The sequence below is a fragment of the Allobosea sp. P4_E12 genome, from assembly GCF_056401655.1.
The window spans coordinates 334,470-358,923 of the sequence record NZ_JBFUIY010000001.1 but is presented as its reverse complement, the minus strand read 5'-3'; the positions used below and the strand labels follow the sequence as shown (position 1 = coordinate 358,923).

The following is a 24,454-nucleotide window of genomic DNA, read 5'->3' as shown; positions in this document are numbered from 1 at the left end:
CAACCAATATGCCGCGGGCGGCGATTTCAGGTAGTTCGATGAACCATTCAACGCAGGCGATGGAGCGATTGCTGGTCGCGCTGAAGGACAGTCGCACGCGAGCCTTGCCGCCTGTCGAACGCTGGAATCCACCCTATTGCGGCGATATCGACATGCGGATTGCGGGGGATGGCACGTGGTTTTATCTCGGAACCCCCATCGGCAGGCCGGCGCTGGTCAAGCTCTTCTCCTCCGTCCTGCGTCGCGACGGCCGCGATTATTTCCTGGTGACACCGGTCGAAAAGGTCGGGATCAAGGTCGACGACGCGCCGTTCCAGGCGGTCGAGATGACGGTCGAGGGGACAGGCGACGAGCGCGCCATCGCGTTCCGGACACTGGTTGACGATATCGTGAGCGTGGGCCCGGAGCATGCGATCCGCTTCGTCCGGGACACGAATGACGGGCTCAAGCCCTATGTCCATATTCGCCGGGATCTCTGGGCGAGGGTTACGCGGGCCCTGACCTATGACCTTCTGGCCCTTGGCGAGATCAGGCCGGTCGATGGCGCCAGCATGTTCGGGCTGGCCGTCGCCGGTGCATTCTATCCGGCCGTGCCATCCAGCGAAATCGAAGGACTCTGATGCAGGCTCTGAAGCTGACGGCGGCAGAGATCGTCGCCCTTGCCGGGGCGCGGCTGCGCCACGAACCGCCGGACCTCGGCGACCTGATCAGCAGGCCGCGCGGCGACCATGATCTCCAGCCGGAAGCGATCGAGCCGCCGGACGAGGCGGCCGCGATCCAGGCCGCGGTGCTGATCCCGATCGTGCTCCGAGAGGACGGGCCGACCGTATTGCTGACACAGCGCGCAGCGGCGTTGCGCAGCCATTCCGCCCAGGTCGCCTTTCCCGGCGGACGCGTCGATGCCGTCGACGGCTCGCCGGTGGTCACGGCGCTGCGCGAGACGGAGGAGGAGATCGGTCTCGCCCGCGAACATGTGCGCGTCGTCGGCTTTCTCGACGCCTATCTCACCGGCACCGGCTACAGGGTCGTGCCTGTCGTGGGGCTGATCGCGCCGCCATTCGCGCTGACGATCAATCCGCACGAGGTCGACGAGGCCTTTGAGACGCCGCTCGCCTTCCTGATGGATCCCGCCAATCATCGCCGCGAAGGTCGGGAATGGAAGGGGCGCTATCGTACCTACTATGCGATGCCCTTCGGAGATCACTATATCTGGGGTGCAACCGCCGGCATGATCCGTAACCTTTACGAGCGACTCTCCGGCTAGTCTGATTGGATGGCGCGCCCATGCTGCGTTCGGTGACCGAAGAGGTTCTGCTCTTCGTCCTGCCCTTTTGTATCTTCGCAAGCTATCTGATCGTCAGGCGGCGGAACCCCTTCGACGTCGAACACTGGGACGGGCACGTGTTCTGGCTGTCGGTCGTGGGGCTCGTGATCTCGATCGGCTTCGTCGCCTATACCGGTTGGATCGCTCCGCGCAGCCAGGGCGCTTATGTGCCGCCTCATATGGAGAACGGGCAGCTCGTCCCTGGCCAGTTCAGATGAACGAAGCGGAGCGAGCTCGGGTCGAGCGCTTTCTTCAGCGGCCGGGGGTGACGGAGGTGCTGGCTGCGTTCAATGGCGGGGGCGAGGACACGCGCGTCATTGGCGGGGCTGTCCGCGACCTGCTGCTCGGAGAGCCGGTCGGCGATGTCGATCTGGCGACGACGGCATTACCGGAGGAGACGATCCGGCGCGCAGCGGCGGCGGGTTTCAAATCGGTTCCCACGGGAATCGAGCATGGCACGGTGACCATCGTCGCCCATGGCGTTCCCTTCGAGACCACGACGCTGCGTCGCGATGTCGAGACCGATGGTCGCCGCGCGAAAGTGGTCTTTGGGCGCGATTTCGCAGAGGACGCGATCAGGCGGGATTTTACGGTCAACGCGCTTGGGCTCGGGCGCGACGGCACCGTTCACGACTATTGCGACGGACTTGTCGACCTTGCGGCGCGTCGTATCCGCTTCATCGGCGATGCGAACCTGCGCATCCGCGAGGACTATCTGCGCATCCTGCGCTTCTTCCGGTTTCACGCGCGCTATGGCGAAGGAGAACTGGACGCGACGGGACTGGCGGCCTGCACGGCCGGTCGGGCCGGGCTCGACGGGCTTTCGCGTGAGCGGGTGCGCGCCGAGTTGCTGAAGCTGCTCGTTGCGCCGCGCGCGGCCGACGCATTGTCGGCGATGATGGGGGCGGGGCTTCTTGTGCCGGTGATCGGCGGCGTGCCCCGGCTTTCGCGCTTCGCGGCGGTCGCGGCGGACGAGCCCGCGGGAACAGTCTATCCGGCTTTCCGGCTCGCGGCGCTGGCGGTTGGCGTGCGCGAGGATGCGCTGCGCCTGCGGGACGGGTTGCGGCTGTCGAACGAACAATTCGACAGGATCGAGCGTATCGCGCTGGCCCTTGAAGGGCTCTCGGGGCGTGCGACGGATTGTTCGATCGCTATGCTGCGGCACCTGGCGCATCGCGTCGGCGCGGATGCGGTCGCCGGCGGCCTCGTTCTGCTCACGGCCAACGAGAGTTCTCCGGGGCGCTCCAAGGTGCAGGCTGCAATTGCCGAACTCGGGCAAACGCCGCCCTTCCTCCTCAGTGGTCGCGATGTGCTCAAACGCGGTGTCGCCGCCGGTCCGGATGTCGGGCGCGTGCTCGATCAGGCAAGGCGCGACTGGATCGAAGCGGGATGTCCCGGCGAGCGGACCCAGCAGTTTGCCTTTGTCGAAAGCGCAATCGCGCAACGCGAGCGCTGAGAGCGCTCAGGGCCAGCGTACGGTCGGCGGCAGCGAGGAGAGGATCGATGCGACATTGCCGCCGGTCTTGAGGCCGAAGATCGTGCCCCGGTCATGGAGCAGGTTGAACTCGACATAGCGACCGCGCCGGACCTGCTGTTCGTAACGCTCGGCCTCGGTCCAGGGCGTGCCGATATTGGCCCGCATGATCCGCGGATAGATGTCGAGGAAAGCTTTGCCGACCGCCTGGGTGAAGGCGAGATCGGCCTCAGGCTCTCCGGACCAGACATAGTCGTAGAAGATGCCGCCGATGCCGCGTGGCTCACCGCGGTGCTTCAGGAAGAAATACTCGTCGCACCATTGCTTGAAGCGGGGATAGTCGGCGACTGGGGCGAAGCTTTCGCAGGGCGCGCGCATCGCGGCGTGGAAGGCGACGGCGTCGGCGTCCTCCTGCGTGCGCCGATTGTCCAGTACGGGGGTCAGATCGGCTCCGCCACCGAACCACGGTTTCGTCGTCACCACGAAGCGGGTGTTCATATGCACTGTCGGTGCGTGCGGATTCCAGGGATGGGCGATCAGCGAGATGCCCGTGGCATGGAAGCGCGGATCCTCGGCCGCGCCCGGAATCTGCCCCGCGAATTCGGGCTGAAAGGTGCCGTAGACGGTCGAGACATGGACGCCGACCTTCTCGAAGACACGGCCCTGCATCATCGACATGACGCCACCACCACCTTCGGCGCCGTCGTGGTTGCGACGCTGCCAGGGAGTCCGCTCGAAGCGGCCGGGAAGGTGCGCTTCGGGTGGGAAGGGGCCTGTGGCTTCATCCTCGAGCGCCTCAAAGGAGGAGCAAATCTGATCGCGCAGGGCCTCGAACCAGGCTGTCGCGCGCGGCTTCATGGCCTCCGCGAGTGCGAGGGGAGAGGTCGTGGAGGCGGGGCCAGTCGTTCGGGTGGTCATCGATCCGTTTCCGTTCCGCTCGCCGCGAGGGTCTTCATCCGCGGTGGCGAGGGATTTCGCGCCTATCTCGGATAAGCGTCCAGTTGCCGCAAGGCCTCTCCCATAACCACGGCTGCGGCAATTGCGACATTGAGCGAACGCAAACCCGGGCGCATCGGCACATGGACGCTGCCGTCGACGGTTGAGTAGAGCTCGGCGGGGACGCCCGCCGATTCGCGTCCGACGAGCACGATGTCGCCGGGAGCGAAGCCAAAATCGGTATGGGCGGTGGCCCCATCCGTCTCCGCCAGGATCAGCCGGTGGCCGCCCGCAAGCCGCCATGCATCGAAGGCCTTGAACGAATCATGCCGGGTGATCGCGGCGCGCTCGAGATAGTCCATGCCGGAACGCCGGAAATGGCGGTCCGAGACGTCGAAGGCCGCGGGTTCGATGATGTCGACCGCGATGCCGAGGCAGACGGCCATGCGAATCATCGTGCCCGAATTCTGCGGGATATCCGGCTGGTAGAGGGCGAGGCGCAACATGTGCTGCTGTCATGCGGTGACGTCATGACATGCGTCAAGCCTCTGGCCGCGACCTGACTGCTGCCCCATATGTCGCCCAGATTTCGTCGTCATGCCGGTCCATGGAGGGCGGTACGCCATGTTCGCCTCCCTGTTCCGTTTTCTCGAAAGCCGCATCGACGTCTTCGCGCCCTTTGACGAGGGCCAGACGCCGCCCAAGGGCGTGTGGCCATTCATGTGGCACCACATCAAGGGCGTGAAGGGCTGGATGGCCCTGATCATGCTCACCGGCCTCGGCTTCAGCGGCATCGAAGCGGCGATGTACCTGATGGTCGGCTGGTTCGTGGATCTGTTGGCGACCCAGTCGCCCGAGACGATCTGGCGCGATCACGGCTCGGTGCTGCTCGGCGCGGCCTTCCTGCTCGTCGTGGTCCGCCCGCTGATCTATTTCGCCAATCATGCAATCGTGGACCAGGTCGTGGTGCCGCAGATCACCAATCAGATCCGCTGGCGCAACCATGTCTATACGCTTGGCCATGCGCTCTCCTATTTCCAGAACGATTTCGCGGGACGGCTTTCGGCGCGCGTCATCCAGGCGGGGCAATCGATCCGCGGCGCGACGATCGAGGTCATCGACGATCTCTGGTACGCGCTGATCTTCGCATCGGTGGCGATTGGCTTCTTCGGCTCGACCAGCCTCTGGCTGGCGCTGCCGGTCATCGTCTGGTTTGCGGCCTATGTCGTGCTGCTGATCTATTTCGTGCCGCGCGCGAAGAAGCGCTCCGAGGCGAACTCGCTGGGGCGTTCCTCGACGACCGGGCGCATCGTCGATTCCTATACCAATATCCTGACGGTCAAGCTCTTCGCCCGCGCCGATGCCGAGCGCTCGTCGGTCCGCGACTCGCTGTCGCGCTGGAACGCATCCTTCCTGCATTTGTCGCGGCTGATCACCGGTGTCAGCGTCATCCTGCAGACCATGAACAGCCTGCTGGTCGTGACGACGGCGTGGATTTCGCTGCATCTCTGGAGCCAGGGCATCATGTCGCCCGGAGCGGTCGCGGCCGCGATCGGCCTCGTGCTGCGGCTGGTGCAGATGTCGAGCTGGCTGATCCATCTGGTGCGCGGCGTGTTCGAGAATATCGGCTCCGTGCAGGAGAGCATGGAGACGATCGCCAAGCCGCATGACCTGACCGACGTGCCGGATGCCAGGCCCTTGTCGGTCGGCGAGGGGGCGATCCGCTTCGAGCAGGTCCGCTTCAATTATGGCCGCACCGGCGGTCTGTTCGAGGGGCTCAACCTCGATATCCGACCGGGCGAGAAGATCGGCCTCGTCGGCCCGTCGGGCGCCGGGAAGTCGACGCTCGTCAACCTGCTCTTGCGACTCTATCCGCTGGAGGCCGGTCGCATCCTGATCGATGGGCAGGATATCGCCCGCGTGACGCAGGACTCGCTGCGCGCACAGATCGGCATGGTGACGCAGGATAACTCGCTGCTGCACCGCTCGATCGGCGATAATATCGGGTATGGCCGGATCGATGCGACCGAGGACGAGATCATCGAGGCGGCCAGGAGGGCATCGGCGCATGAGTTCGTCGCGACCCTCAGCGACCAGGATGGGCGCAAGGGGTTCGAATCGCGTGTCGGCGAGCGCGGCGTCAAGCTCTCGGGCGGCCAGCGCCAGCGCATCGCCATCGCCCGCGTGCTGCTCAAGGATGCGCCGATTCTGATCCTGGACGAGGCCACCTCGGCACTTGATTCAGAGGTCGAGGCGACGATCCAGGAGCAGCTCACGGCGCTCATGCAGGGCAAGACCGTGATCGCGATCGCGCACCGGCTCTCGACCATTGCGGCGCTGGATCGGCTGATCGTGCTCGACAAAGGGCGCATCGTCGATCAGGGCAGCCATGCCGAACTCGTCGCGCGTGGTGGCCTCTATGCCCGACTCTGGGCACGCCAGTCGGGTGGTTTCCTGGCCGTTGCCGACCCGGAGACGGTCACGGCCTGAGACGCGCTGAGGGCAGGCCGCGATGCACATTGCCGCCGCCCGGAACAGTAGACTTCGTCCAAAGTGCATGCCAAAGAGCGCGGCGGCGACGTGCCGCCGCATTGCGGCTGCGAAGGGGCGCACCTATGAGGGGCGTCAGACGATAATTTACAGCCGTTCCAGGCTGGGCGAAGAGCAGAGGAATCGATCGTGGCTCACGCGACCGAGACGACCCAAACCACCCGCCGCGACTTTCTGATGCTGGCGACCGGCGCTGCCGGTGCCGTCGGTCTCGGTGCTGTTGTTGTTCCGCTCGTGAGCCAGTTGGCTCCGGACGCGCAGACCGTTGCTGCTGGTGCGCCGATGGATGTCGATCTCGGCCCGATCGCGGAAGGCCAGGCCATCAAGCTGTTCTGGCGCGGCAAGCTGATCTTCGTGCGTCACCGCACCAAGAAGGAGATCGACGAGGCGCGTGCGGTCAATGTCGCGACGCTGCCCGATCCTCAGACCGACCAGGCCCGCGTCAAGGAAGGCCACGAGCAGTTCCTCATCGTTTACGGCAATTGCACCCATCTCGGCTGCGTGCCGCTCGGCAATTCCCCCGGCGATCCGAAGGGCGACTACGACGGCTGGTTCTGCCCATGCCACGGTTCGCACTACGATTCGTCGGGCCGCATCCGCAAGGGGCCTGCGCCGCTCAACCTGCCGATCCCGCCCTATGCGTTCAACGCAGATACGAAGATCCGAATCGGCTGAGCTATGCGCTTCTCCATGATTTCCAATGATACCGAGAAAGCCTTGAGGCATTCGTCATGAGTGGTCATAGCACCTACGTTCCGAAGACCGGCTTTGAACGCTGGCTCGATGCCCGTCTGCCGATCGTTCGCCTCATGCACGATTCGGCCGTGTCCTACCCGGTTCCGCGCAACCTGAACTACCTTTGGACCTTCGGCGGCATCCTGGTGTTCATGCTCGTCGCGCAGATCGTGACGGGCGTCATCCTGGCGATGCACTACACGCCGCATGCGACCATGGCCTTCAACTCCGTCGAGCACATCATGCGCGACGTGAATTTCGGCTGGCTGCTGCGTTACCTGCACTCCAACGGCGCCTCGATGTTCTTCGTCGCCGTCTATGTCCATATCTTCCGCGGCCTCTATTACGGGTCGTACAAGGCTCCGCGCGAGGTGCTCTGGATCCTCGGCGTCGTCATCTTCCTGCTGATGATGGCCACCGCCTTCATGGGCTACGTGCTGCCCTGGGGTCAGATGTCCTTCTGGGGCGCCACCGTCATCACCAATCTGTTCTCGGCACTCCCGGTGGTTGGCGAGACGATCGTGACCTTCCTGTGGGGTGGCTATTCCGTCGACAACCCGACGCTGAACCGCTTCTTCTCGCTGCACTATCTGCTGCCGTTCATGATCTTCGGCGTCGTGATCCTGCACATCTGGGCGCTGCACGTCGTCGGACAGAACAACCCGACCGGCGTCGAGGTGAAGAACGTCCAGAAGGACACCGTGCCGTTCACGCCCTATGCGACCATCAAAGACATCTTCGGGATGGTCTGCTTCATCTTCGTGTTCGCCTATTTCGTGTTCTATCAGCCGAACTTCATGGGCCATGCCGACAACTACATTCCGGCCAACCCGGCGGTGACGCCGACACATATCGTGCCTGAGTGGTACTTCCTGCCGTTCTACGCGATCCTGCGCGCCATTCCCGATAAGCTCGGCGGCGTTCTGGCGATGTTCGCGGCAATCGCGGTGCTGGCCTTCCTGCCCTGGCTCGACACCTCCAAGGTGAAGTCGATGAGCTACCGGCCGGTCGCCCGGGTCCTGTTCTGGGCGTTCCTCGTGGTCTGCATCGTGCTCGGCTATCTCGGCGCCATGCCTGCCGAGGAGCCCTACGTGACCTACTCGCGGATCTTCACCGCGCTGTATTTCGGCTACTTCATCTCGCTTGTGCTGGTCGGCATCTTCGAGAAGCCGGCGAAGCTGCCGAACTCGATCGCGGACTCCGTGCTGGCCAATATCAAGGGTGGCTCGGGCGCGAGCCTTGCGGCTGCCACCGCCTCCGAACCGAACGCCAAGGGCTGACGAAAGATGAGCACCACCCCGTTTCGCCTTGCCCTGGCGGGGCTCAGCTTCGGCCTTGCCCTCACTGCCAACGCGCTGACGGCTCAGGCCGCCGGCGACCGTGTGATCCCGCCGCAGCAGAAGTGGTCATTCTCGGGTCCGGTCGGCAAGTTCGACCGTGCCCAGCTCCAGCGCGGCTTCAAGGTCGTCAAGGAGGTCTGCGCCAGCTGCCACGCGATGAGCCTGATCCCGATGCGGACGCTGTCGCAATCTGGTGGTCCGGAGTTCACGCCCGGGCAGGTCACCGCGCTGGCGGCGACCTATCAGATCAAGGACGGCCCGAACGACCAGGGCGAGATGTTCGATCGTCCCGGCCGTCCGGCGGACCGTTTCCCGTCGCCGTTCCCGAACGAGCAGGCGGCGCGGGCCGCCAATGGCGGAGCCTACCCGCCGGATCTGTCGGTCCTGGCCAAGGCCCGCACCTATGAGCGCGGTTTCCCGCAGTTCATCATCGACATCTTCTCCCAGTATCAGGAGCAGGGGCCGGACTATATCGCGGCGCTGCTGGCCGGGTACAAGGAACCGCCGCAGGGCTTCCCGCCGCTGCTGCCGGGCCAGAACTACAACACCTATATGCCGGGCCACCTCATCGCGATGCCGCAGCCGCTCCAGGACGGGCAGGTCGAGTATCCGAAGGGGCCGGATGGCAAGTCGCCAGTTCCGGAGACCGTGGCGCAGTATGGCAAGGACGTCGCGGCCTTCATGGTCTGGATGGCTGAGCCGCATCTCGAGGCGCGCAAGCGCATTGGCATGCAGGTGATGCTGTTCCTCATCTTCTTCGGCGGTCTGCTCTATTACACCAAGAAGAAGGTCTGGTCGCGCATGCCGGATGGCTCCACCGCGCACTGACCACCTCTGAGATTGGGAAAAGGCCCCGGAAACGGGGCCTTTTTCGTTTGGCCTTGCGCAGCTGCGGCTGTGCAGCCCTTTGTACGGCCGTCACAGAAGCCTGCTCCTGTCCGGCCAAACTGAAAGGAAGCGATCATGAGCGAAGCTGTGCTCGGAATCATCGGTGGGTCGGGCATCTACGACCTGCCGGGCCTGACCGATCTGCGCGAAGAGCGTGTCACGAGCCCCTGGGGCGAACCCTCGGATATCCTGCGCATCGGCCGGATCGGCCAAACCAAGATCGTCTTCCTGCCGCGCCATGGTCGCGGCCACGTCCTGCCGCCCTCCGAGATCAATTACCGCGCCAATATCGACGTGATGAAGCGAGCGGGCGTCACCGATCTCGTCTCGCTCTCAGCCTGCGGGTCCTACAAATCCGAGCTCTATCCCGGCCTGTTCGTGCTGGTCGACCAGTTCATCGACCGCACCGTGCGTCGCGCCAGCTCCTTCTTCGGCAAAGGCTGTGTCGCGCATGTCCCGATGGCGCGCCCGGTGGGTCCGCTGCTGCAGGCACGGCTCGCCGATGCCGCTACGGCCGAGGAGCTGCCCTTCGTGCGCGGCGGTACTCTGGTCACCATGGAAGGCCCGCAATTCTCGACCTATGCGGAGTCGCTGACCTATAAGGCGCTCGGCTACGACCTTATCGGCATGACAGCGATGCCCGAGGCCAAGCTCGCCCGTGAGGCCGAGATCACCTACGCGACCGTCGCGATGGTGACGGATTTCGACTGTTGGCACCCGGAGCAGTCCTCGGTGGATGTCACCTCAGTCGTGGCAGTCCTGAAGGACAATGCCGAGAAGGCGCGCCGGCTGGTTGCGCGCCTGGCCGCGGATTTCCCTGCCGAGCGCGAGCCTTGTCCGGCTGGCTCCCATCACGCGCTGGACGGCGCCATCATCACGGCGCGCGAATTTCGCGATCCGACCCTCGTGGCAAGGCTCGACGCGGTTGCGGGCCGGGTCCTCTGACTGCTGTGTGATATCGGAAGGCCGCCGGTCGAGCGCCGGCGGTTCCCTTCGCGCGGCCACGGCGCTAAGAGAGCGCGTCGCCACAGCGAGCTGTTTCCGCATGGACCGTGATACCCTCCTCGACCTGAAGAACGCGATCCGCTCGATTCCGGATCACCCCAAGCCGGGCATCATCTTCCGGGACATCACCACCCTGCTCGGCGATGCCCGGGCCTTCCGACGTGCGGTCGACGAGCTCGTCCAGCCTTTTGCCGGGTTGAAGATCGCCAAGATCGCCGGCATCGAGGCGCGCGGCTTCATCCTCGGCGGGGCGGTGGCCCATCAGCTCTCGGCCGGCTTCATCCCGGTGCGCAAGAAGGGCAAGCTGCCGCACGAGACGGTCAGCATCAGCTATTCCCTGGAATACGGCACGGGCGAGATCGAGGTCCACAAGGACGCGGTCTCACGGGGCGAGCGCGTCCTGCTGGTCGACGATCTGATCGCGACCGGGGGCACTGCGGAAGGGGCGGTCAACCTGCTGTCCTCGCTGGGCGCGGAGGTCGTGGCGGCCTGCTTCATCGTCGATCTGCCGGATCTCGGGGGGGCGGATCGGGTCCGCCGCCTCGGCGTTCCCGTGCGCACGCTCGTCTCCTTCAGCGGACACTGAGCCCATGAAGATCGGCGGCAAGGCCTACCGGACGATCTGGCTCGCGCAGGATGGCTGGCGCGTCAGCGTGATCGACCAGACCAAGCTGCCCTTCCGTTTCGAGACCGTCGCGCTTGGGAGTGCCGAGCAGGCCGCCGAGGCGATCCGCAGCATGGTTGTGCGCGGAGCACCGCTGATCGGCGCTACAGCCGCCTATGGCGTCGCCCTGGCCATGCGCGCGGACCCGTCCGACCAGGCGCTGGAGGCGGCTGTCGCGCTGCTTGGTGCGACCCGCCCGACGGCGGTGAACCTGCACTGGGCGCTGGAGCGGGTGAGCGCCAGGCTGGCAGGCCTGGGTCCAGCTTCGCGCATGGCAGCGGCCTATGACGAGGCTGCTGCGATCTGCGACGAGGATGTCGCGCTCTGCCGCGCGATCGGCGAGCACGGACTTGGCGTGATCCGCGGCCTTGCGGCGGGCAAGGCTCCGGGCGAGCGACTCAATATCCTGACCCATTGCAATGCCGGCTGGCTTGCCACGGTTGACTGGGGCACGGCGCTGGCGCCGATCTATCTGGCGCATGATGCCGGCCTGCCCATCCATGTCTGGGTCGATGAGACGCGGCCGCGCAATCAGGGCGCTGCGCTGACGGCCTATGAACTCGGCGCCCATGGCGTGCCGCATACCGTGGTCAGCGACAATGCCGGCGGGCATCTGATGCAGCGCGGGCAGGTCGACATGGTCATCGTCGGAACCGACCGGACGACCGCGACCGGAGATGTCGCCAACAAGATCGGCACGTATCTCAAGGCGCTGGCAGCGCATGACAACGGCGTGCCTTTCTATGTCGCCCTGCCGTCCCCGACGATCGACTGGCGGCTGTCGGACGGGCTCGGCGAGATCCCGATCGAGGAGCGGTCGGCACGCGAGGTCACCCATCTCGCGGGCCTGGGCGAGGATGGCGAGGTCGGCCAGTTCCGGGTGGTGGCGCCTGGCAGCCCCGCCGCCAATCCCGCCTTCGACGTCACCCCGGCGCGCCTTGTCACCGGCCTCATCACCGAACGTGGTGTGGCCCCTGCGAGCTCCCAGGGGCTTGCTGGTCTCTTTCCTGATCTGGCGCGCGGAGCTGCGACATGAGTGAAATGGCGCTTCGCGCAGAGATCGTCGCGGTCGCCCAGGCGATCGACAAGGCCGGGTTCTGCCCATCGAAATCCGGCAATGTCTCGGCCCGCTTCGAAGGTGGCTTCCTGATCACCCCGTCCGGCCTGCCCTATGCGCAGACAAGGCCGGAGGATCTGATCCATCTCTCGCAGGACGGCACCATCCTGAATGGCTCACGCAAGCCTTCGTCCGAATGGCCATTCCATGTCGAGATCTACAAGGCGCGCCCGGACGCCCAGGCGATCGTGCACACGCATTCGCCGCGCGCCACCGCGCTGTCGTCGGCAAGGCGCGGCATTCCGGCCTTCCATTACATGATTGCGCTGTGCGGTGGGGCCGATGTGCGTTGCGCTGAATATGCGACCTTCGGCACACCTGAGCTTGCCGAGAACGCCGTGAAGGCGCTTGAGGGGCGCAAGGCGGTGCTGCTTGCCAACCACGGTGTCATCGCGCTTGGACAGACTCTCGCGGGCGCACACACGATCGTCGCCGAGGTCGAGAATCTCGCGGGGCAATATCTCGACCTGCTCGCCTCCGGCTTGGAGCCGGTCATTCTTGACGAGGTCGAGATGTCGCGCGTTTCCGCGAAGTTCGCGGGCTACGGCAAGGTCGGCTGACGACCGGAGGCGTTTTGGAGCGCAGCCCGACATGGTCGGGCTTGGCCCGGTCATGTCGCTTGGGACGCTTCAGATCGCGCCGCAGATCAGGCCGGTCTGCGCTCGATGAAGACGCAGCCCTCGAAGCTGAAGACCTCCTCTCCATGCTGGTTCACACCGGCATTGCGATGGAAGAACAGGCCCCATTGCGGGCGGCTGGCGCTGGCGCGGGTTTGAATGACAGTCGAGCTATAGGTGATCCTGTCGCCGACAAAGACCGGTCTGGACCAGCGCAGATTCTTGAAGCCGGGGGAGGGGCCGAGGCGTGGCGCCTGTCCGGGCGTGGCCGCGAGCTGGCGTTTGCGGTGAGCGACCATCGTTGCCATCCAGACCGAGGCCGTATGCCAGCCCGAGGCGGCGAGACGCCCGAAGGAACCGCTGCGCGCCGCAACATCGTCCATGTGGAAGGGCTGCGGATCGAAGGCGCGGGCGAAGGCGACGATTTCCTCAGGTGTGAAGACGAAGCTGCCGAGCTCATGGCTCTCGCCGATCTCGATTTCCTCGAAGAAGGGCGCCGGTTGCGTCTCGCCAGCGGGAATTTCGAGCAGGCTCAGCGTTCCCGGCTGCACGTAGCGGGGCGGGTGGGCCAGCCAGTCGCCCCTGGGCTGAGCAAAGCCCGAGCCCTTGCGACCGAACATGATCCAGTTGGTCTGCTCGAGGACCGGCTCGTCGCGCTGGTTCAGGAGCTCGAACCGGAACTTCACCAGGCCCATCTCGGGGCGTGAGCGCGATTCCTTGGTTTCAATCACGCTGCGCCGTGCGCTGAGGACATCCCCCGGCAGCACGGGCCGAAGCCATTTGACCTCTTCGATGCCGGGGGCCCCCATCGAGGCGGCCTCCAGGACGAAGTCCTCGGCGAGCAGCCGCATCAGCAGCGAGCAGCTATGCCAGCCGGACGCGATGAGCTGGCCGACGAAGCTCTGTCTCGCGGCCGCCGGATCGGTGTGGAAATCCTGCGCATCGTAGCGCGAGGCATAGGCGATGATGTCGTCCTGCGAGACGGCGACCCGGCCGCTCTGCTTCACCTCTCCGACGACGAAGTCCTCGAAATAGCGCATAGGTCGCTCGCGGTCCGGCTCAGTTGGCGAAGCGGAAATGCAGCACGTCGCCATCGGCGACGACATATTCCTTGCCCTCGAGCCGGAACTTGCCGGCTTCGCGCGCACCACTCTCGCCCTTGTGGGCGATGTAGTCGTCATAGGCGATGGTTTCGGCCCGGATATAGCCCTTCTCGAAATCGGTATGGATCACGCCGGCGGCGGCGGGGCCCTTGGTGCCGTTCTCGATCGTCCAGGCGCGGGCTTCCTTCGGGCCGACGGTGAAATAGGTGACGAGGTTCAGGAGCGCATAGCCGGCGCGGATGACGCGGTTGAGACCCGGCTCGGCGAGGCCGACCGCGTCGAGATAGTCCTTCTGCTCTTCGGCCGGCAGGACGGCGATCTCGCTCTCGATCTTGGCCGAGACGACGACGGCGACTGCGCCTTCCTCGGCAGCGCGGGCCTTCACCTTTTCGGAGAAGCCATTGCCCTTGTCGGCGCTGGCTTCCTCGACATTGCAGACATAGAGCACCGGCTTGGAGGAAAGCAGGCCGAGCATCTCGAAGGCCTTGCGTTCCTCGGCTGCGACCTGGACGAGGCGTGCCGGCTTGCCGTCGCGAAGCAGGACGAGGCAGCGGTTCATCAGGTCGGCCAGTTCCTTGGCCTCCTTGTCGCCCGACTTCGCCTTCTTCTCCAGCGGCTGCACGCGCTTCTCGAGGCTCTCGAGATCGGCGAGCATCAACTCGGTCTCGATGGTCTCGATATCGTCGATCGGCGAGATCTTGCCCTCGACATGGGTGATGTCCCCATCCTCGAAGCAGCGCACGACATGGGCGATGGCGTCGCATTCGCGGATATTGGCGAGGAACTGGTTGCCGAGGCCTTCGCCCTTGGAAGCACCGCGCACGAGCCCGGCGATATCGACGAAGGTCAGGCGCGTCGGGATGATCTCCTTCGAACCGGCAATGGCGGCCAGCTTTTCCAGCCGGTCATCGGGTACCGCGACGTCGCCGACATTCGGCTCGATCGTGCAGAAGGGATAGTTCGCCGCCTGTGCCGCAGCCGTCTGCGTCAGTGCGTTGAACAGGGTCGACTTGCCGACATTCGGCAGGCCGACGATACCGCATTTGAAACCCATGATGGCTGGTCCGTTGCGTCGCCGCCGCAAAGGGGCGGTCGCGAGATGATGATTGGAATGTCCAGGGCCTTATTGGGGTCCGGGCGGCAAAAGACAAGATGGCAGGGGCCAGGGACGGCTCACGCGAACGTGCATGGCGAGGCACTGCGCAGGAGCGCAGGACTTCGCGAGACGGCGACCTGTCTGCGCCGGTCCTTTCGACGGAGCTCTTTCATGCGCGCGCACTCTGCCAGTCTCCTCGCCGCAGCTCTCGTCCTGACCAGCAGTATCGTGCAGGCTCAGGCGCCGGCGACACGGGTGCGTGGCACGGTCGAGAAGCTCGAAGGCTCGGCGCTGACCGTGAAGACGCCCAGCGGCGAGGACGTCGCGGTCGCCCTGGCCCCCGGCTACTCGGTTGGCGGGGTGGTCAAAGCCAGCCCAAACGACATCAAGAAGGGCAGCTTCGTCGGCGTCGGTGCGCGGCCGCAGGCTGACGGCACGCTTCTCGCCGTCCAGGTCCTGATCTTTCCCGAGGCGATGCGCGGGACGGGCGAAGGGCACAGGGCCTGGGGCGTCTTGCCAGACAGCACCATGACCAATGCGACCGTGGCCGAGACGGTTTCGCGCGTCGATGGCGCCAATCTCGTCCTGACCTATCCCGGCGGCGAGCAAAAGGTAACGATCACGCCCGAGGCCAATATCATCATGGCCGCACCCGCTGAAGCGTCCGAGCTGTCGCCGGGCGCGCAGGTCGCGTTCACGGCGACGCGCCAGCCCGGCGGCGGTCTTCTTGCCAGCCGAGTTACGATCGCGAAACAGGGCGCCCAGTTGCCGCTCTGATCCATCGCCCGAAAAGTGGATTGCGGTTTTCGGGAAAGCCGATGCAAACACGGAAAGGCTCGTTCATCGGACCCGATACGAGATCGGGTCCGATGAACGAGCCTTTTAGTCCTCGGGTTTCTCGCCGAGGCGCTTCACCGCGGCATGGCCGCGCGCGTCCATGAAGAGATGTACCTTGTTCTGGAAGCCAGCATCATCGCCCGCGGCGAGCAGAGTGGCGTAATCGGCACAGGCCGTGCAGAGATCCTCGACCCAGGGCTGCTCAGCCTTGCCGAAATCGTTCAGCACATAGGCATGGACGAGGGCCTTGTCGCCGGGATGGCCGATTCCCATGCGGACGCGGCGGTAGTCGTTGCCGATCGCGGCCGTCATCGAACGCAGCCCGTTATGGCCGGCATTGCCGCCTCCGAGCTTCACGCGCAGCTTGGCCGGAGCGAGATCGAGTTCGTCATGGAAAGCGATCACGTCGGCGGGGGCGATCTTGAAGAAGCGAGCCGCCTCGCCGACAGCGCGGCCGGATTCGTTCATGTAGGTTTGCGGCTTGAGCAGGATGACCTTCTCGCTACCGATTGTCGCCTCGCAAGCCTCGCCCTGGAAGCGCGAGCGCCAGGGGGAGGCCTGGTATGTGCGGGCAATCGTCTCGACCGCCATGAAGCCGATATTGTGGCGGTTGCGGGCATAGCGCGCGCCGGGATTGCCGAGACCGGCAAAGATCAGCATGGCAGGTCACTCCGGCAGTCGGGAGGGGCTGGTGGTCCTGTGCCTCCCTCCAAAGCAAGACGGCCGGGAAACCCGGCCGTCCAAGTGGTCTCGCGAAGGCAGCGCCGAAGCGCGGCATCCTCAGGCCTTGGCGGCCTCGGTGCCTTCGGCTGCGCCCTCGGCAGCAGCATCCTCGATCACCGACGGCGCCAGGATCGTGACCAGCGTCAGGTTCTCGCGGGTGGTCAGGCTGACGCCTGCCGGCAGCTTGATGTCGTTGACATGGACAGACGTGCCAACGCCCAGGCCAGCAACGGAGACGTCGAGGGCCTCGGGGATGTTCTCAGGCGCGACGTCGATTTCGACGTTGTGCTCGACGATCTGCAGGGTGCCGCCGGACTTCAGGCCCGGGCAGGCCTCCTGATCGACGACGTGAACCGGAACCATGACCTTGATGGTCTGGCCGGCTGCGACGCGCAGGAAGTCGACGTGAATCGGGAAGTCCTTGACCGGGTCGAGCTGGTAGTCGCGCGGAATGACGCGCGTCTTCTTGCCGCCGACATTGATCTCGAAGATCGTGGTCAGGAAGTGGCCGCCATAGATCATCAGGCGGGTCTGGTTGGCGTTGAGCGCGATCGCCTGCGGGGCTTCGCCCGCACCATAGATCACGGCAGGAGTCTGGCCTTGACGACGAACTGCCCGGGCGGCCCCCTTGCCGACCTGGGTGCGCGCCGAAGCCTCGATTTGCTTCACGGCGGTCATGATGATGGTCCTCGTTTTCTTGATAAAGACACGGCCGCCCGATGGCGGCCGTCTTGGTCTCGCGCCCGTGCCTCCAAGGGTGTCAGTCGAGCGCGAGGAGGCTCATAGGCGAAAAAGCGGGAAAGCTCAACCCGGGGACGGGCGCTTCCGCTCAGGCGGCGACCAGTCCCAGCCGCTCGTCACGCCGGCGCAGCAGGTGCATCAGCGGCAGCGCCAGCAGCACCATCCAGGCCTTGCCGATGATCTGGCCCGACAGGAAGTCGAGGCTGCCGAAGGCGAGCCAGAGGAAGACGATGCTGTCGATGACGAGGCCGACAAGGCTGGATGCGATCACGGCCGTGACGAAGCGGCGGCGCTGCAGCGGCGTGTAGACGGCGAAGTCCGCGAGCTCCGACAGAAGGAAGGCCGCGACCGAGGCGACGACGATCGCCGGCGGAGCAAGAAAGCCGGAGATCGCGGCGCCGACGAAGATCGCGCCCAGCCCGACCTTGGCACCGAGGCGGCGCTGGACGATGTCGCGCAGCACGAGTGCGAGGCCAATCATCAGCACGCCGCTCGGCGCCTTGATGCCCGGCGCGACCGGCACGAGGCAAGGACCGTTCGGCACGCAGACCGTGCCGACATTGCCGAGCATCCAGTTCGCGGCGGGGATGGTGAGCGTGAAAAGGACGAGGGCGACCAGCCCTTCGGTCCAGCGCTGCTGATCAGGAGTCATAGGATGGTCCAGTGTCGTCCGGTGAACAGAGAAAGCCAGCATAGCCCTTCGCCCGCAGCTCGCAGGCGGGGCAGGTTCCGCAGCCATAGCCCCAGGAATGGCGTGTCGTCCGGTTGCCGAGATAGCAGCTATGGCTGTCCTCGACCACCAGATCGAGCAACGTCTCGCCGCCAAGCTCGCGGGCCAGCGCGAAGGTCTGCGCCTTGTCGCGCCACATCAGCGGCGTGTGCAGCACCAAGCGGCGATCGAGCCCGAGATTGAGAGCGACCTGCATCGCCTTGATCGTGTCATCGCGGCAATCGGGATAGCCGGAATAATCGGTCTCGCAGACGCCAAGCACGATGTGCCTGCAGTTACGGCGATAGGCCAGCGCCGCGGCGAAGGTCAGGAAAATCAGATTCCGTCCCGGCACGAAGGTCGTCGGCAACCCGGTATCGGCGAAGGCGATCTCGCTCTCTCGCGTCAGCGCCGTCTCGGAAATCGTGCCGAGCGCGGCGAGGTCGATGATGTGGTCCGGCCCGAGCCGCTCGGCATAGGCCGAGGCCAGGGTGGGCAGCTTATCGCGAATCGCGAGCCGACATTCCAGCTCGACGCGGTGGCGCTGGCCGTAATCGAAGCCGACTGTTTCGACCGAGCCGAAGCGTGCAAGGGCCCAGGCGAGCGTGACGGTCGAATCCTGCCCGCCCGAGAACAGGACGAGTGCGCGGCCTTCGCCGGTCGTGGCAGCCGTCATCATACCATCCCGTTCAGTCGAACAGGCTGGAGACGCTCGATTCGCTCGCGGTGCGCTCGATCGCCTCGCCCATCAGGTTGGCAATGGAAATGACGCGGATGTTGCGCGCCACCTTCACTGCCTCGGTCGGCATGATCGAATCGGTGATCACCAACTCCTTGAGCTTGGAATTGGCGATGCGTGCGACTGCGCCGCCCGACAGCACGCCATGGGTGATGTAGGCGTAGACTTCCCTGGCGCCTTCCGCGAGCAGCGCTTCGGCGGCGTTGCAGAGCGTTCCGCCGGAATCGACGATATCGTCAAGCAGGATGCAGGAGCGGCCCTCGACCGAGCCGATGATGTTCATCACCTCGGATTCGCCCGGCCGGTCGCGGCGCTTGTCGACGATGGCGAGCGGAGCGTCGATGCGCTTGGCCAGTGCACGGGCACGGACCACGCCACCGACGTCCGGTGAAACGACCATGGCGTTCTTGTAGTCGAGCCGTTCCTTGATATCGCGGGCCATCAATGGCGCGCCGAACAGGTTGTCGGTCGGGATGTCGAAGAAGCCCTGGATCTGTCCGGCATGGAGATCGAGCGTCAGAACGCGGTCGACGCCGGCATGAGTGATGAGATTGGCGACGAGCTTGGCCGAGATCGGCGTACGGCCCGAGGCACGGCGATCCTGCCGGGCATAGCCGAAATAGGGGATCACCGCGGTGATGCGCCGTGCCGAGGAACGGCGCAGGGCATCCGTGATGATCAACAGCTCCATCAGGTGGTCATTGGTGGGGAAGGAGGTCGATTGGATGACGAAGACGTCCTGCCCGCGAACATTCTCCTGGATCTCGACGAAGACCTCCATGTCGGCGAAACGCCGGACCTGGGCCTTGGCAAGGGGAATTTCGAGGGAGGCACAAATCGCTTCGGCGAGCGGCCGGTTGGAGTTTCCGGCGACGACTTTGAACGAAGAGGGCATGCCGTGGCGCACCGTGAGGACTGGCGGGGGCGGGAGTCGTGAGACCGGCTGAATTCGCAGCGCTCATAACAGCGCCATGACAATGAGTCGACCGCTGCACTGCAAAAACAGTGCGCGAATCACGCCTCACCCCACTGCGTTCAGCGGGATGCCTCGCTCAGGAGCGCTTGCCGCTGGTCGCAGCAGCCGTCTTGGTTTTCGCCTTGTCCTTATCCTTGGCGCCGTCCGCGGCAGGTTTGTCCGGCACCGGAGCGGTCACGAGGAAACTCGCGATCGCGTCCATCGAATCCGATGCTGCCTTGGCGACGATGGTCTGGTCGATGCTCGACCAGGGATCGCCGCCGCCGCCGCGCCTGCCGAGGCTCTCGCCCTGCACGCGCTGGGCGCGCTTCTTGCTCTCGTCATAGACGTCCCAGACGAAGGCCAGCGCAGTCTGGCCGTCCTCTGTCGGCTGGGCGGTCAAATAGCCGCGAACCCGGAAGCGCGCGGGTGCGTTGCCGGCGACGATCTCCATCTTGCGTTCCGCCGCCGCCTCGCCGAGCAGGCTCGCAAAATTCGTGGTGACCTGGTCGGGCGCACCGGAGATGCTCTGGACCGAGACCGGGACGCCGGGCGCATCGACGCGCGGACGCGCGGCCGTGCTGGTGGTTTCCTGGCAGCCTGCGAGCGCAAGCGCGAGAGCTGGCCCCAGAACGGGGCCACTTAAACGACTAAACATGACGCCTCCCGCTTTTTGCGTACGGGTTTGCTGAGGATTCCCTGCGTGACTCTTGTAGGGTCAACGGATCGCGAGGTCCAGATCGGGCAAGTTCAGGTTTTCTGCGCCTTTATCGCCGACGAGATAGGTGCGGCCGAGGCACATCGCGGTCTCGCTCGCCGAATCCATCAGAATCATATGGGCGAACATCACCATGCCCGGAACGATCGGCCAGTCGCTGCTCTCGTAGAACATCGGCCAGTCCATCCAGCTCGGCGTGAACTTTGCGCCAAGCGAGTACCCGCAGGCATTGAGTCGGTGGCTGGAAAGACCGTGTTCGTCGAAGACCCGGGCATGGGCGGAGAAGACATCGCCTGCAGTCCGCCCCGGCTTCAGTTCAGCCTCGCAGGCGAGGAGCGCCGCCTTGGCGGCTTCATGATAGCTGATATGCAGCGGGCGGGGCTCCCCGACCACGACGGTTCGCATGATCGCAGCATGGTAGTGTCTGTCGACGCCCGCGAATTCGAGCGTGATCTGATCCTGCGCGTCGAGCGTCCGGCGGCCCGACTTGTAGCGGCAAAGCAGGGCGTCGCGGCCGGAGCCGATGATGAACTCGTTGGCCGGATAGTCGCCGCCACCCGCGAAGATCGCATTGTGCTGTGCGGCCAGGATCTCGCCCTCGTCGGCGCCGGCCCGGATCAGGTCGAGCGCCGCCCTGTCGGCGGCGTCCGAGAGAGCGGCCGCGCGCCGGACACAGGCAATCTCTGCCGCCGATTTCACGGCGCGCAGCCGTGTCACGATCGTCGAGCTATCGACGAGAACGCTGATATCCGTGAAGGCTGCTTCCAGCTTGCGGCCGTTTGCCGCGACAAGGCCGTAGGATTCAAACTCCACGCCGATGCGCTTGCCGGCCAGGCCGAGATCCTGTGCCAGCATGAGCAGGTCACGCGCAGGATTCGCGTCGCGGCCATCCTTCCAGATGCGGATATCGGCCAGATTCGAGGTGTGCTCGGCCTGGCGCAAATCGGCAGAGCGGGTCAGCAACGCCATGCTGCCATCGGCCTTCACCACCAGGCACTGGAAGAAGCAGAAGCCGAAGGTGTCATACCCGGTCAGCCAGAACATCGATTCCTGCTGGAACAGGAAGAGCGCATCGAGCCGATCGGCTTGCATGGCTAAGAGCAGGGCATCGCGCCGGCGTGCGAATTCGGCGGGAGAGAAGTGCAGGGCCATGGCTCGCGAATCCCCCGTGCTGACGTGGTCCTCATGTTTAGGCCGGGCTCGCTCGGGCTCAAAGGACGTGGACGATGTGCCGCTGCGATTGCGGGCGAGGCCTTCGTCGCCCATATCAGGCGTGCTATGGAGCGCCGGCATCCGGCCCTGGAGATTGATGATGGCCACGACCTCGAACCGTATACTCGACGATCTCGCTCGTCTGGTCACCGACGCCGCGGGAGCCGCCCAGGGTGTGCGCCGTGAGGTCGAGACGGTCGCCCGCACGCAGATCGACCGCCTCCTGCGCGAGATGGACGTCGTGACACGCGAGGAGTTCGAAGCCGTGCGCGAGATGGCGGTTCTGGCCCGTGAAGAGAATGACAAGCTCGCCGCACGGCTGGCTGCACTCGAGGCTGGGCGCGACAAGGGCTGAGCCGGCCCGTGTTCCGGCTGTGGACAGCAGCCGGCAGGGATTGAGCCCAACCCCCGAATCCGCCGAGCCTGCATCAGGTGTTGGGAGCGTCGTCGCGCCTGCGCTATCGTCGAAGGAGAGGTGATTCGCCGATCGTATCCACTTGGGGTGCGTTTGGCGGTCAGGAGGCCATGTAGCGGCTTCCGCAGTCTTGTTGCGTCCCGCGCTTCCCCGTCGCCGTGTTCCCGTTCTCGAACGAGCTGGACCCGCATTCCCGCGGGGAGCTGGCAGTTGGACCCTGGGCATGATGGACCTTGACCTGGACGCAGAAGCCGAACGGCCTGCCAATCCTCTCGACCTGATCGAGCGCCTCGCCGCACTCAATAACTGGACGTTCGACCGCGACAGCGATGACGAGCTCTCCGTCTCCGTCACCGGAGGCTGGTCGGACTATCATGTCGCGATCACCTGGCTCTCCGAAGTGGAGGCGCTCCACATCGCCTGTGCCTTCGATCTCAAGGTGCCGGAGCGGCGGCGCGGCGAGGTGTTGCAACTTGTCAGCCTCGTCAACGAGCAGCTCTGGCTCGGCCATTTCGACCTCTGGAGCTCGGAGAACGTGGTGATGTACCGCCACGCGCTCCTGCTTTCGGGCGGTGCGGAGCCGACCGACGAGCAGGCCGCCGCCCTGATCAAATCGGCGATCGACGCCTGCGAGCGCTATTTCCAGGCCTTCCACTTCGTGGTCTGGGCCGGCAAGAGCGCGCGTGAGGGGCTCGAGGGGGCGATGCTCGAAACCGTCGGGGAAGCCTGAGACCCTGGTTTCGTCATGCCCGGGCTTGACCCGGACATCCGTTGCCGCTTCTGGTCGTGCGATGCCCGGTTCCGGGCTGCGCAAGACGTCACATATCGTTCCTCGTGAGGCCTCCATGTCCCGTTCCTTGCCGCAAACCCTTGTCCTCATTGGTGCGGGCAAGATGGGAGGCGCCATGCTCGAGGGCTGGCTGCGCATCGGCATGGATCCGACCGGGATCACGCTGATCGACCCCAAACCCTCGGACGAGATCGCGACGCTGGCGGCCGAGAAGGGCATAGCCCTCAACCCTGAGCCGCGCGCGGTGCCGCCGACCGAGGTTCTCGTGCTCGCGACAAAGCCGCAGATGCTCGATACGGCAGCGCCCTCGGTCCAGGCGTTCATCCAGCCGCAGACCCTGCTGATTTCCATTCTGGCCGGCAAGACGCTCGGCGATCTCTCGGCGCGCCTGCCCAATGCCACGGCGATCATTCGCGCGATGCCGAACCTGCCGGCTTCCGTACAGCGCGGCGTCACTGCGGCTGCCGCCGGACGGGGCGTCAGTGCTGATCAACGGGCGATGGCGGATGCGCTGCTCGGCAGCATCGGAAAGGTCGAATGGCTCGCGACCGAAGATCTGATCGACGCGGTCACGGCCGTTTCGGGCTCCGGTCCCGCCTATGTCTTCCATCTCGTCGAGTGCCTGGCGGCGGCTGGCGTCGCAGCGGGACTTCCGGCCGAGACGGCCGAGCGCCTGGCGCGGGGCACCATCGAAGGAGCAGGGGAGATGCTCTATCAATCGCCGCTGTCGCCGGCGACCTTGCGCCAGAACGTGACCTCGCCTGCCGGAACGACGGCGGCAGCACTCGAAGTGCTGATGGCCGATAACGGACTTGCGCCGCTGATGCGCCGCGCCGTGGCTGCCGCGAAACGTCGCGCCGAAGAGCTTTCCGGCTGAACGGCCTTTCCTCGGCCGTGATCCAGACCTACCTTTCCGTCATCGCTTTGCGAATGGAGAGGTCCGATGGCCCGCAAACCTGCTTCCCCCAAAGCTGAAAAGCCTGCTGCAGGCGCGCCGCCCGCCGACTCGCGGAAGGCGGTGGTGGACGCGCTTTTCAATCTTGCGGCCGCGCGGCCGTGGGACGAGATCGAGCTTGGCGATATCGCTGGCGAGGCCGGCGTCTCGCTTGCGACATTGCGCAACCTGTTTCCGTCCAAGCTCGCCATTCTCGGCGGGCTGACCCGTATCGTCGACGATGCGGTGCTCGCCGGCCAGTCCGATGACCTCGCAGACGAATCCTACCGCGAGCGGATGTTCGACCTGGTCATGCGCCGCCTCGATGCTCTTGCCCCTTACAAGGCCGGCCTGCGGCGCGTGATGCCGGCGCTGCGGCGCGATCCCCTGGCTCTCGCGGCTCTCAATCGCGGTGCGGTCAATTCCTGGCGCTACATGCTCGCCTCGGCGGGGATCCCGACGGAGGACGCGCTGGGAGGGGTGCGCGTGCAGGGCGCGGTGCTGCTGATGGCACGTGTCGCCGATGTCTGGCTCGACGATGACGAGCCCGAACTCTCCCGGACCATGGCCCGTCTCGATCGCGAACTGAAGACTGCGAGCTGGGTGATGTCGCGGGCCGAGGATATCCATCGGCTCACGGCTCCGTTGCGCGGACTCGCCCGTGCCTTCTGCGGAGCCCGTCCGCGGGTTCGCCGCCGGGAGCGTGGCGAGGATGGCCGCCGGGGCGAGGATAACGAGGATTTCGCTCCGGCCATCTAGCATCGCCGCGCGCCAGCAAAATGAGGCGAAAACGGGGCAGAATTAACAAGGCCTTAGTTGTTGCCCGGGGAGT

The 24,454-nt window shown here is 65.3% G+C and carries 28 protein-coding genes; 17 read left to right on the top strand and 11 right to left on the bottom strand.

Features of this window, described 5'->3' with window-relative positions; genetic code table 11:
- The first annotated feature begins 38 nt into the window (after window positions 1–38).
- From AC1DW9_RS01790 to AC1DW9_RS01775, 4 genes are read left to right on the top strand one after another with little or no spacing between them, the layout of a single operon-like run.
- The gene (locus tag AC1DW9_RS01790; protein WP_476775218.1) at window positions 39–620 is read left to right on the top strand and encodes a DUF1285 domain-containing protein; all 582 of its coding nucleotides are present in this window, start codon (window positions 39–41) and stop codon (window positions 618–620) included.
- Window positions 620–1,264, top strand: coding sequence for a CoA pyrophosphatase (locus AC1DW9_RS01785; RefSeq protein ID WP_476775217.1), 645 nt, complete (start codon window positions 620–622; stop codon window positions 1,262–1,264). The genes AC1DW9_RS01790 and AC1DW9_RS01785 overlap by 1 nt, the downstream gene beginning before the upstream one ends.
- A 20-nt stretch (window positions 1,265–1,284) precedes the next feature.
- Entirely contained in the window at window positions 1,285–1,542 is a 258-nt protein-coding gene (locus AC1DW9_RS01780; protein WP_441489523.1) for a DUF6111 family protein, read from the top strand.
- Window positions 1,539–2,780: a CCA tRNA nucleotidyltransferase gene (locus AC1DW9_RS01775; RefSeq protein ID WP_476775216.1), complete on the top strand. Its 1,242-nt coding sequence runs from the start codon at window positions 1,539–1,541 to the stop codon at window positions 2,778–2,780. The genes AC1DW9_RS01780 and AC1DW9_RS01775 overlap by 4 nt, the downstream gene beginning before the upstream one ends.
- A 6-nt stretch (window positions 2,781–2,786) precedes the next feature.
- Here AC1DW9_RS01775 and hemF read toward each other — a convergent pair whose 3' ends face one another.
- On the bottom strand, window positions 2,787–3,656 hold the full coding sequence (gene hemF / locus AC1DW9_RS01770) for an oxygen-dependent coproporphyrinogen oxidase (protein WP_476775254.1): 870 nt from the start codon (window positions 3,654–3,656) through the stop codon (window positions 2,787–2,789).
- Window positions 3,657–3,778: 122 nt separating this feature from the next.
- Entirely contained in the window at window positions 3,779–4,240 is a 462-nt protein-coding gene (locus tag AC1DW9_RS01765) for a tRNA (cytidine(34)-2'-O)-methyltransferase (protein WP_476775215.1), read from the bottom strand.
- 118 nt (window positions 4,241–4,358) lie between these two features.
- Here AC1DW9_RS01765 and AC1DW9_RS01760 point away from each other — a divergent pair, with 118 nt between their 5' ends.
- The 8 genes from AC1DW9_RS01760 to AC1DW9_RS01725 all read left to right on the top strand — a co-directional run bounded on the left by AC1DW9_RS01760 (window position 4,359) and on the right by AC1DW9_RS01725 (window position 12,593).
- Entirely contained in the window at window positions 4,359–6,224 is a 1,866-nt protein-coding gene (locus AC1DW9_RS01760) for an ABC transporter ATP-binding protein (RefSeq protein WP_476775214.1), read from the top strand.
- 189 nt (window positions 6,225–6,413) lie between these two features.
- A complete protein-coding gene (gene petA / locus AC1DW9_RS01755) occupies window positions 6,414–6,959 on the top strand; it encodes a ubiquinol-cytochrome c reductase iron-sulfur subunit (RefSeq protein WP_476775213.1) in 546 nt (181 codons plus the stop codon).
- Between the two features lie 56 nt (window positions 6,960–7,015).
- A complete protein-coding gene (locus AC1DW9_RS01750) occupies window positions 7,016–8,299 on the top strand; it encodes a cytochrome b (protein ID WP_069879615.1) in 1,284 nt (427 codons plus the stop codon).
- A 6-nt stretch (window positions 8,300–8,305) separates the two neighbouring features.
- Entirely contained in the window at window positions 8,306–9,187 is an 882-nt protein-coding gene (locus AC1DW9_RS01745) for a cytochrome c1 (RefSeq protein WP_476775212.1), read from the top strand.
- Window positions 9,188–9,322: 135 nt separating this feature from the next.
- On the top strand, window positions 9,323–10,192 hold the full coding sequence (locus AC1DW9_RS01740; RefSeq protein WP_476775211.1) for an S-methyl-5'-thioadenosine phosphorylase: 870 nt from the start codon (window positions 9,323–9,325) through the stop codon (window positions 10,190–10,192).
- A 100-nt stretch (window positions 10,193–10,292) separates the two neighbouring features.
- Window positions 10,293–10,838, top strand: coding sequence for an adenine phosphoribosyltransferase (locus AC1DW9_RS01735; protein ID WP_441505176.1), 546 nt, complete (start codon window positions 10,293–10,295; stop codon window positions 10,836–10,838).
- Between the two features lie 4 nt (window positions 10,839–10,842).
- The gene (gene mtnA, locus AC1DW9_RS01730; protein WP_476775210.1) at window positions 10,843–11,952 is read left to right on the top strand and encodes an S-methyl-5-thioribose-1-phosphate isomerase; all 1,110 of its coding nucleotides are present in this window, start codon (window positions 10,843–10,845) and stop codon (window positions 11,950–11,952) included.
- A complete protein-coding gene (locus tag AC1DW9_RS01725; protein WP_476775209.1) occupies window positions 11,949–12,593 on the top strand; it encodes a class II aldolase/adducin family protein in 645 nt (214 codons plus the stop codon). Before mtnA ends, AC1DW9_RS01725 begins: the two co-directional genes overlap by 4 nt.
- Window positions 12,594–12,679: 86 nt before the next feature.
- Here AC1DW9_RS01725 and AC1DW9_RS01720 read toward each other — a convergent pair whose 3' ends face one another.
- Together AC1DW9_RS01720 and ychF are read right to left on the bottom strand one after the other, a co-directional pair.
- Window positions 12,680–13,690, bottom strand: a complete 1,011-nt coding sequence (locus AC1DW9_RS01720; RefSeq protein WP_476775208.1) for a MaoC family dehydratase — start codon at window positions 13,688–13,690, stop codon at window positions 12,680–12,682.
- A gap of 19 nt (window positions 13,691–13,709) precedes the next feature.
- On the bottom strand, window positions 13,710–14,807 hold the full coding sequence (gene ychF, locus AC1DW9_RS01715) for a redox-regulated ATPase YchF (protein ID WP_113510844.1): 1,098 nt from the start codon (window positions 14,805–14,807) through the stop codon (window positions 13,710–13,712).
- 213 nt (window positions 14,808–15,020) lie between these two features.
- Here ychF and AC1DW9_RS01710 point away from each other — a divergent pair, with 213 nt between their 5' ends.
- Window positions 15,021–15,626 carry a DUF5666 domain-containing protein gene (locus tag AC1DW9_RS01710; RefSeq protein WP_476775207.1) on the top strand — a complete coding sequence of 202 codons (606 nt, stop codon included), beginning with the start codon at window positions 15,021–15,023 and terminating at the stop codon, window positions 15,624–15,626.
- 105 nt (window positions 15,627–15,731) lie between these two features.
- Here the strand turns inward: AC1DW9_RS01710 and pth are convergent, their stop codons facing one another.
- From pth to AC1DW9_RS01675, 7 genes are all read right to left on the bottom strand, one after another.
- The gene (gene pth, locus AC1DW9_RS01705; protein WP_476775206.1) at window positions 15,732–16,346 is read right to left on the bottom strand and encodes an aminoacyl-tRNA hydrolase; all 615 of its coding nucleotides are present in this window, start codon (window positions 16,344–16,346) and stop codon (window positions 15,732–15,734) included.
- A 120-nt stretch (window positions 16,347–16,466) separates the two neighbouring features.
- The gene (locus tag AC1DW9_RS01700; protein WP_441505181.1) at window positions 16,467–17,087 is read right to left on the bottom strand and encodes a 50S ribosomal protein L25/general stress protein Ctc; all 621 of its coding nucleotides are present in this window, start codon (window positions 17,085–17,087) and stop codon (window positions 16,467–16,469) included.
- A gap of 151 nt (window positions 17,088–17,238) precedes the next feature.
- Window positions 17,239–17,802 (bottom strand): VUT family protein, encoded by a 564-nt coding sequence (locus AC1DW9_RS01695; RefSeq protein WP_441489508.1) that lies wholly within the window; start codon window positions 17,800–17,802, stop codon window positions 17,239–17,241.
- Entirely contained in the window at window positions 17,792–18,535 is a 744-nt protein-coding gene (gene queC, locus AC1DW9_RS01690; protein WP_441505182.1) for a 7-cyano-7-deazaguanine synthase QueC, read from the bottom strand. The genes AC1DW9_RS01695 and queC overlap by 11 nt, the downstream gene beginning before the upstream one ends.
- Window positions 18,536–18,548: 13 nt before the next feature.
- Window positions 18,549–19,493, bottom strand: coding sequence for a ribose-phosphate pyrophosphokinase (locus tag AC1DW9_RS01685; RefSeq protein WP_069882563.1), 945 nt, complete (start codon window positions 19,491–19,493; stop codon window positions 18,549–18,551).
- Window positions 19,494–19,650: 157 nt separating this feature from the next.
- A complete protein-coding gene (locus AC1DW9_RS01680; protein ID WP_441505183.1) occupies window positions 19,651–20,211 on the bottom strand; it encodes a hypothetical protein in 561 nt (186 codons plus the stop codon).
- Window positions 20,212–20,271: 60 nt separating this feature from the next.
- Entirely contained in the window at window positions 20,272–21,423 is a 1,152-nt protein-coding gene (locus tag AC1DW9_RS01675; protein WP_476775253.1) for a M24 family metallopeptidase, read from the bottom strand.
- 160 nt (window positions 21,424–21,583) lie between these two features.
- Here AC1DW9_RS01675 and AC1DW9_RS01670 point away from each other — a divergent pair, with 160 nt between their 5' ends.
- From AC1DW9_RS01670 to AC1DW9_RS01655, 4 genes are all read left to right on the top strand, one after another.
- On the top strand, window positions 21,584–21,838 hold the full coding sequence (locus tag AC1DW9_RS01670) for an accessory factor UbiK family protein (protein ID WP_441489504.1): 255 nt from the start codon (window positions 21,584–21,586) through the stop codon (window positions 21,836–21,838).
- A 283-nt stretch (window positions 21,839–22,121) separates the two neighbouring features.
- On the top strand, window positions 22,122–22,628 hold the full coding sequence (locus tag AC1DW9_RS01665) for a type III secretion system chaperone family protein (protein ID WP_043232643.1): 507 nt from the start codon (window positions 22,122–22,124) through the stop codon (window positions 22,626–22,628).
- 115 nt (window positions 22,629–22,743) lie between these two features.
- A complete protein-coding gene (gene proC, locus AC1DW9_RS01660; protein ID WP_476775205.1) occupies window positions 22,744–23,565 on the top strand; it encodes a pyrroline-5-carboxylate reductase in 822 nt (273 codons plus the stop codon).
- 144 nt (window positions 23,566–23,709) lie between these two features.
- Window positions 23,710–24,381: a TetR/AcrR family transcriptional regulator gene (locus AC1DW9_RS01655; RefSeq protein WP_441505186.1), complete on the top strand. Its 672-nt coding sequence runs from the start codon at window positions 23,710–23,712 to the stop codon at window positions 24,379–24,381.
- Window positions 24,382–24,454: the final 73 nt, after the last annotated feature.

Coding starts and splice junctions, on each gene's coding strand:
- AC1DW9_RS01790 (WP_476775218.1), top strand. CDS start 39: ATGAACCATTCAACGCAGGCGATGGAGCGATTGCTGGTCGCGCTGAAG.
- AC1DW9_RS01785 (WP_476775217.1), top strand. CDS start 620: ATGCAGGCTCTGAAGCTGACGGCGGCAGAGATCGTCGCCCTTGCCGGG.
- AC1DW9_RS01780 (WP_441489523.1), top strand. CDS start 1,285: ATGCTGCGTTCGGTGACCGAAGAGGTTCTGCTCTTCGTCCTGCCCTTT.
- AC1DW9_RS01775 (WP_476775216.1), top strand. CDS start 1,539: ATGAACGAAGCGGAGCGAGCTCGGGTCGAGCGCTTTCTTCAGCGGCCG.
- hemF (WP_476775254.1), bottom strand. CDS start 3,656: ATGAAGCCGCGCGCGACAGCCTGGTTCGAGGCCCTGCGCGATCAGATT.
- AC1DW9_RS01765 (WP_476775215.1), bottom strand. CDS start 4,240: ATGTTGCGCCTCGCCCTCTACCAGCCGGATATCCCGCAGAATTCGGGC.
- AC1DW9_RS01760 (WP_476775214.1), top strand. CDS start 4,359: ATGTTCGCCTCCCTGTTCCGTTTTCTCGAAAGCCGCATCGACGTCTTC.
- AC1DW9_RS01750 (WP_069879615.1), top strand. CDS start 7,016: ATGAGTGGTCATAGCACCTACGTTCCGAAGACCGGCTTTGAACGCTGG.
- AC1DW9_RS01745 (WP_476775212.1), top strand. CDS start 8,306: ATGAGCACCACCCCGTTTCGCCTTGCCCTGGCGGGGCTCAGCTTCGGC.
- AC1DW9_RS01740 (WP_476775211.1), top strand. CDS start 9,323: ATGAGCGAAGCTGTGCTCGGAATCATCGGTGGGTCGGGCATCTACGAC.
- AC1DW9_RS01735 (WP_441505176.1), top strand. CDS start 10,293: ATGGACCGTGATACCCTCCTCGACCTGAAGAACGCGATCCGCTCGATT.
- mtnA (WP_476775210.1), top strand. CDS start 10,843: ATGAAGATCGGCGGCAAGGCCTACCGGACGATCTGGCTCGCGCAGGAT.
- AC1DW9_RS01725 (WP_476775209.1), top strand. CDS start 11,949: ATGAGTGAAATGGCGCTTCGCGCAGAGATCGTCGCGGTCGCCCAGGCG.
- AC1DW9_RS01720 (WP_476775208.1), bottom strand. CDS start 13,690: ATGCGCTATTTCGAGGACTTCGTCGTCGGAGAGGTGAAGCAGAGCGGC.
- ychF (WP_113510844.1), bottom strand. CDS start 14,807: ATGGGTTTCAAATGCGGTATCGTCGGCCTGCCGAATGTCGGCAAGTCG.
- AC1DW9_RS01710 (WP_476775207.1), top strand. CDS start 15,021: ATGCGCGCGCACTCTGCCAGTCTCCTCGCCGCAGCTCTCGTCCTGACC.
- pth (WP_476775206.1), bottom strand. CDS start 16,346: ATGCTGATCTTTGCCGGTCTCGGCAATCCCGGCGCGCGCTATGCCCGC.
- AC1DW9_RS01700 (WP_441505181.1), bottom strand. CDS start 17,087: ATGACCGCCGTGAAGCAAATCGAGGCTTCGGCGCGCACCCAGGTCGGC.
- AC1DW9_RS01695 (WP_441489508.1), bottom strand. CDS start 17,802: ATGACTCCTGATCAGCAGCGCTGGACCGAAGGGCTGGTCGCCCTCGTC.
- queC (WP_441505182.1), bottom strand. CDS start 18,535: ATGACGGCTGCCACGACCGGCGAAGGCCGCGCACTCGTCCTGTTCTCG.
- AC1DW9_RS01685 (WP_069882563.1), bottom strand. CDS start 19,493: ATGCCCTCTTCGTTCAAAGTCGTCGCCGGAAACTCCAACCGGCCGCTC.
- AC1DW9_RS01680 (WP_441505183.1), bottom strand. CDS start 20,211: ATGTTTAGTCGTTTAAGTGGCCCCGTTCTGGGGCCAGCTCTCGCGCTT.
- AC1DW9_RS01675 (WP_476775253.1), bottom strand. CDS start 21,423: ATGGCCCTGCACTTCTCTCCCGCCGAATTCGCACGCCGGCGCGATGCC.
- AC1DW9_RS01670 (WP_441489504.1), top strand. CDS start 21,584: ATGGCCACGACCTCGAACCGTATACTCGACGATCTCGCTCGTCTGGTC.
- AC1DW9_RS01665 (WP_043232643.1), top strand. CDS start 22,122: ATGATGGACCTTGACCTGGACGCAGAAGCCGAACGGCCTGCCAATCCT.
- proC (WP_476775205.1), top strand. CDS start 22,744: ATGTCCCGTTCCTTGCCGCAAACCCTTGTCCTCATTGGTGCGGGCAAG.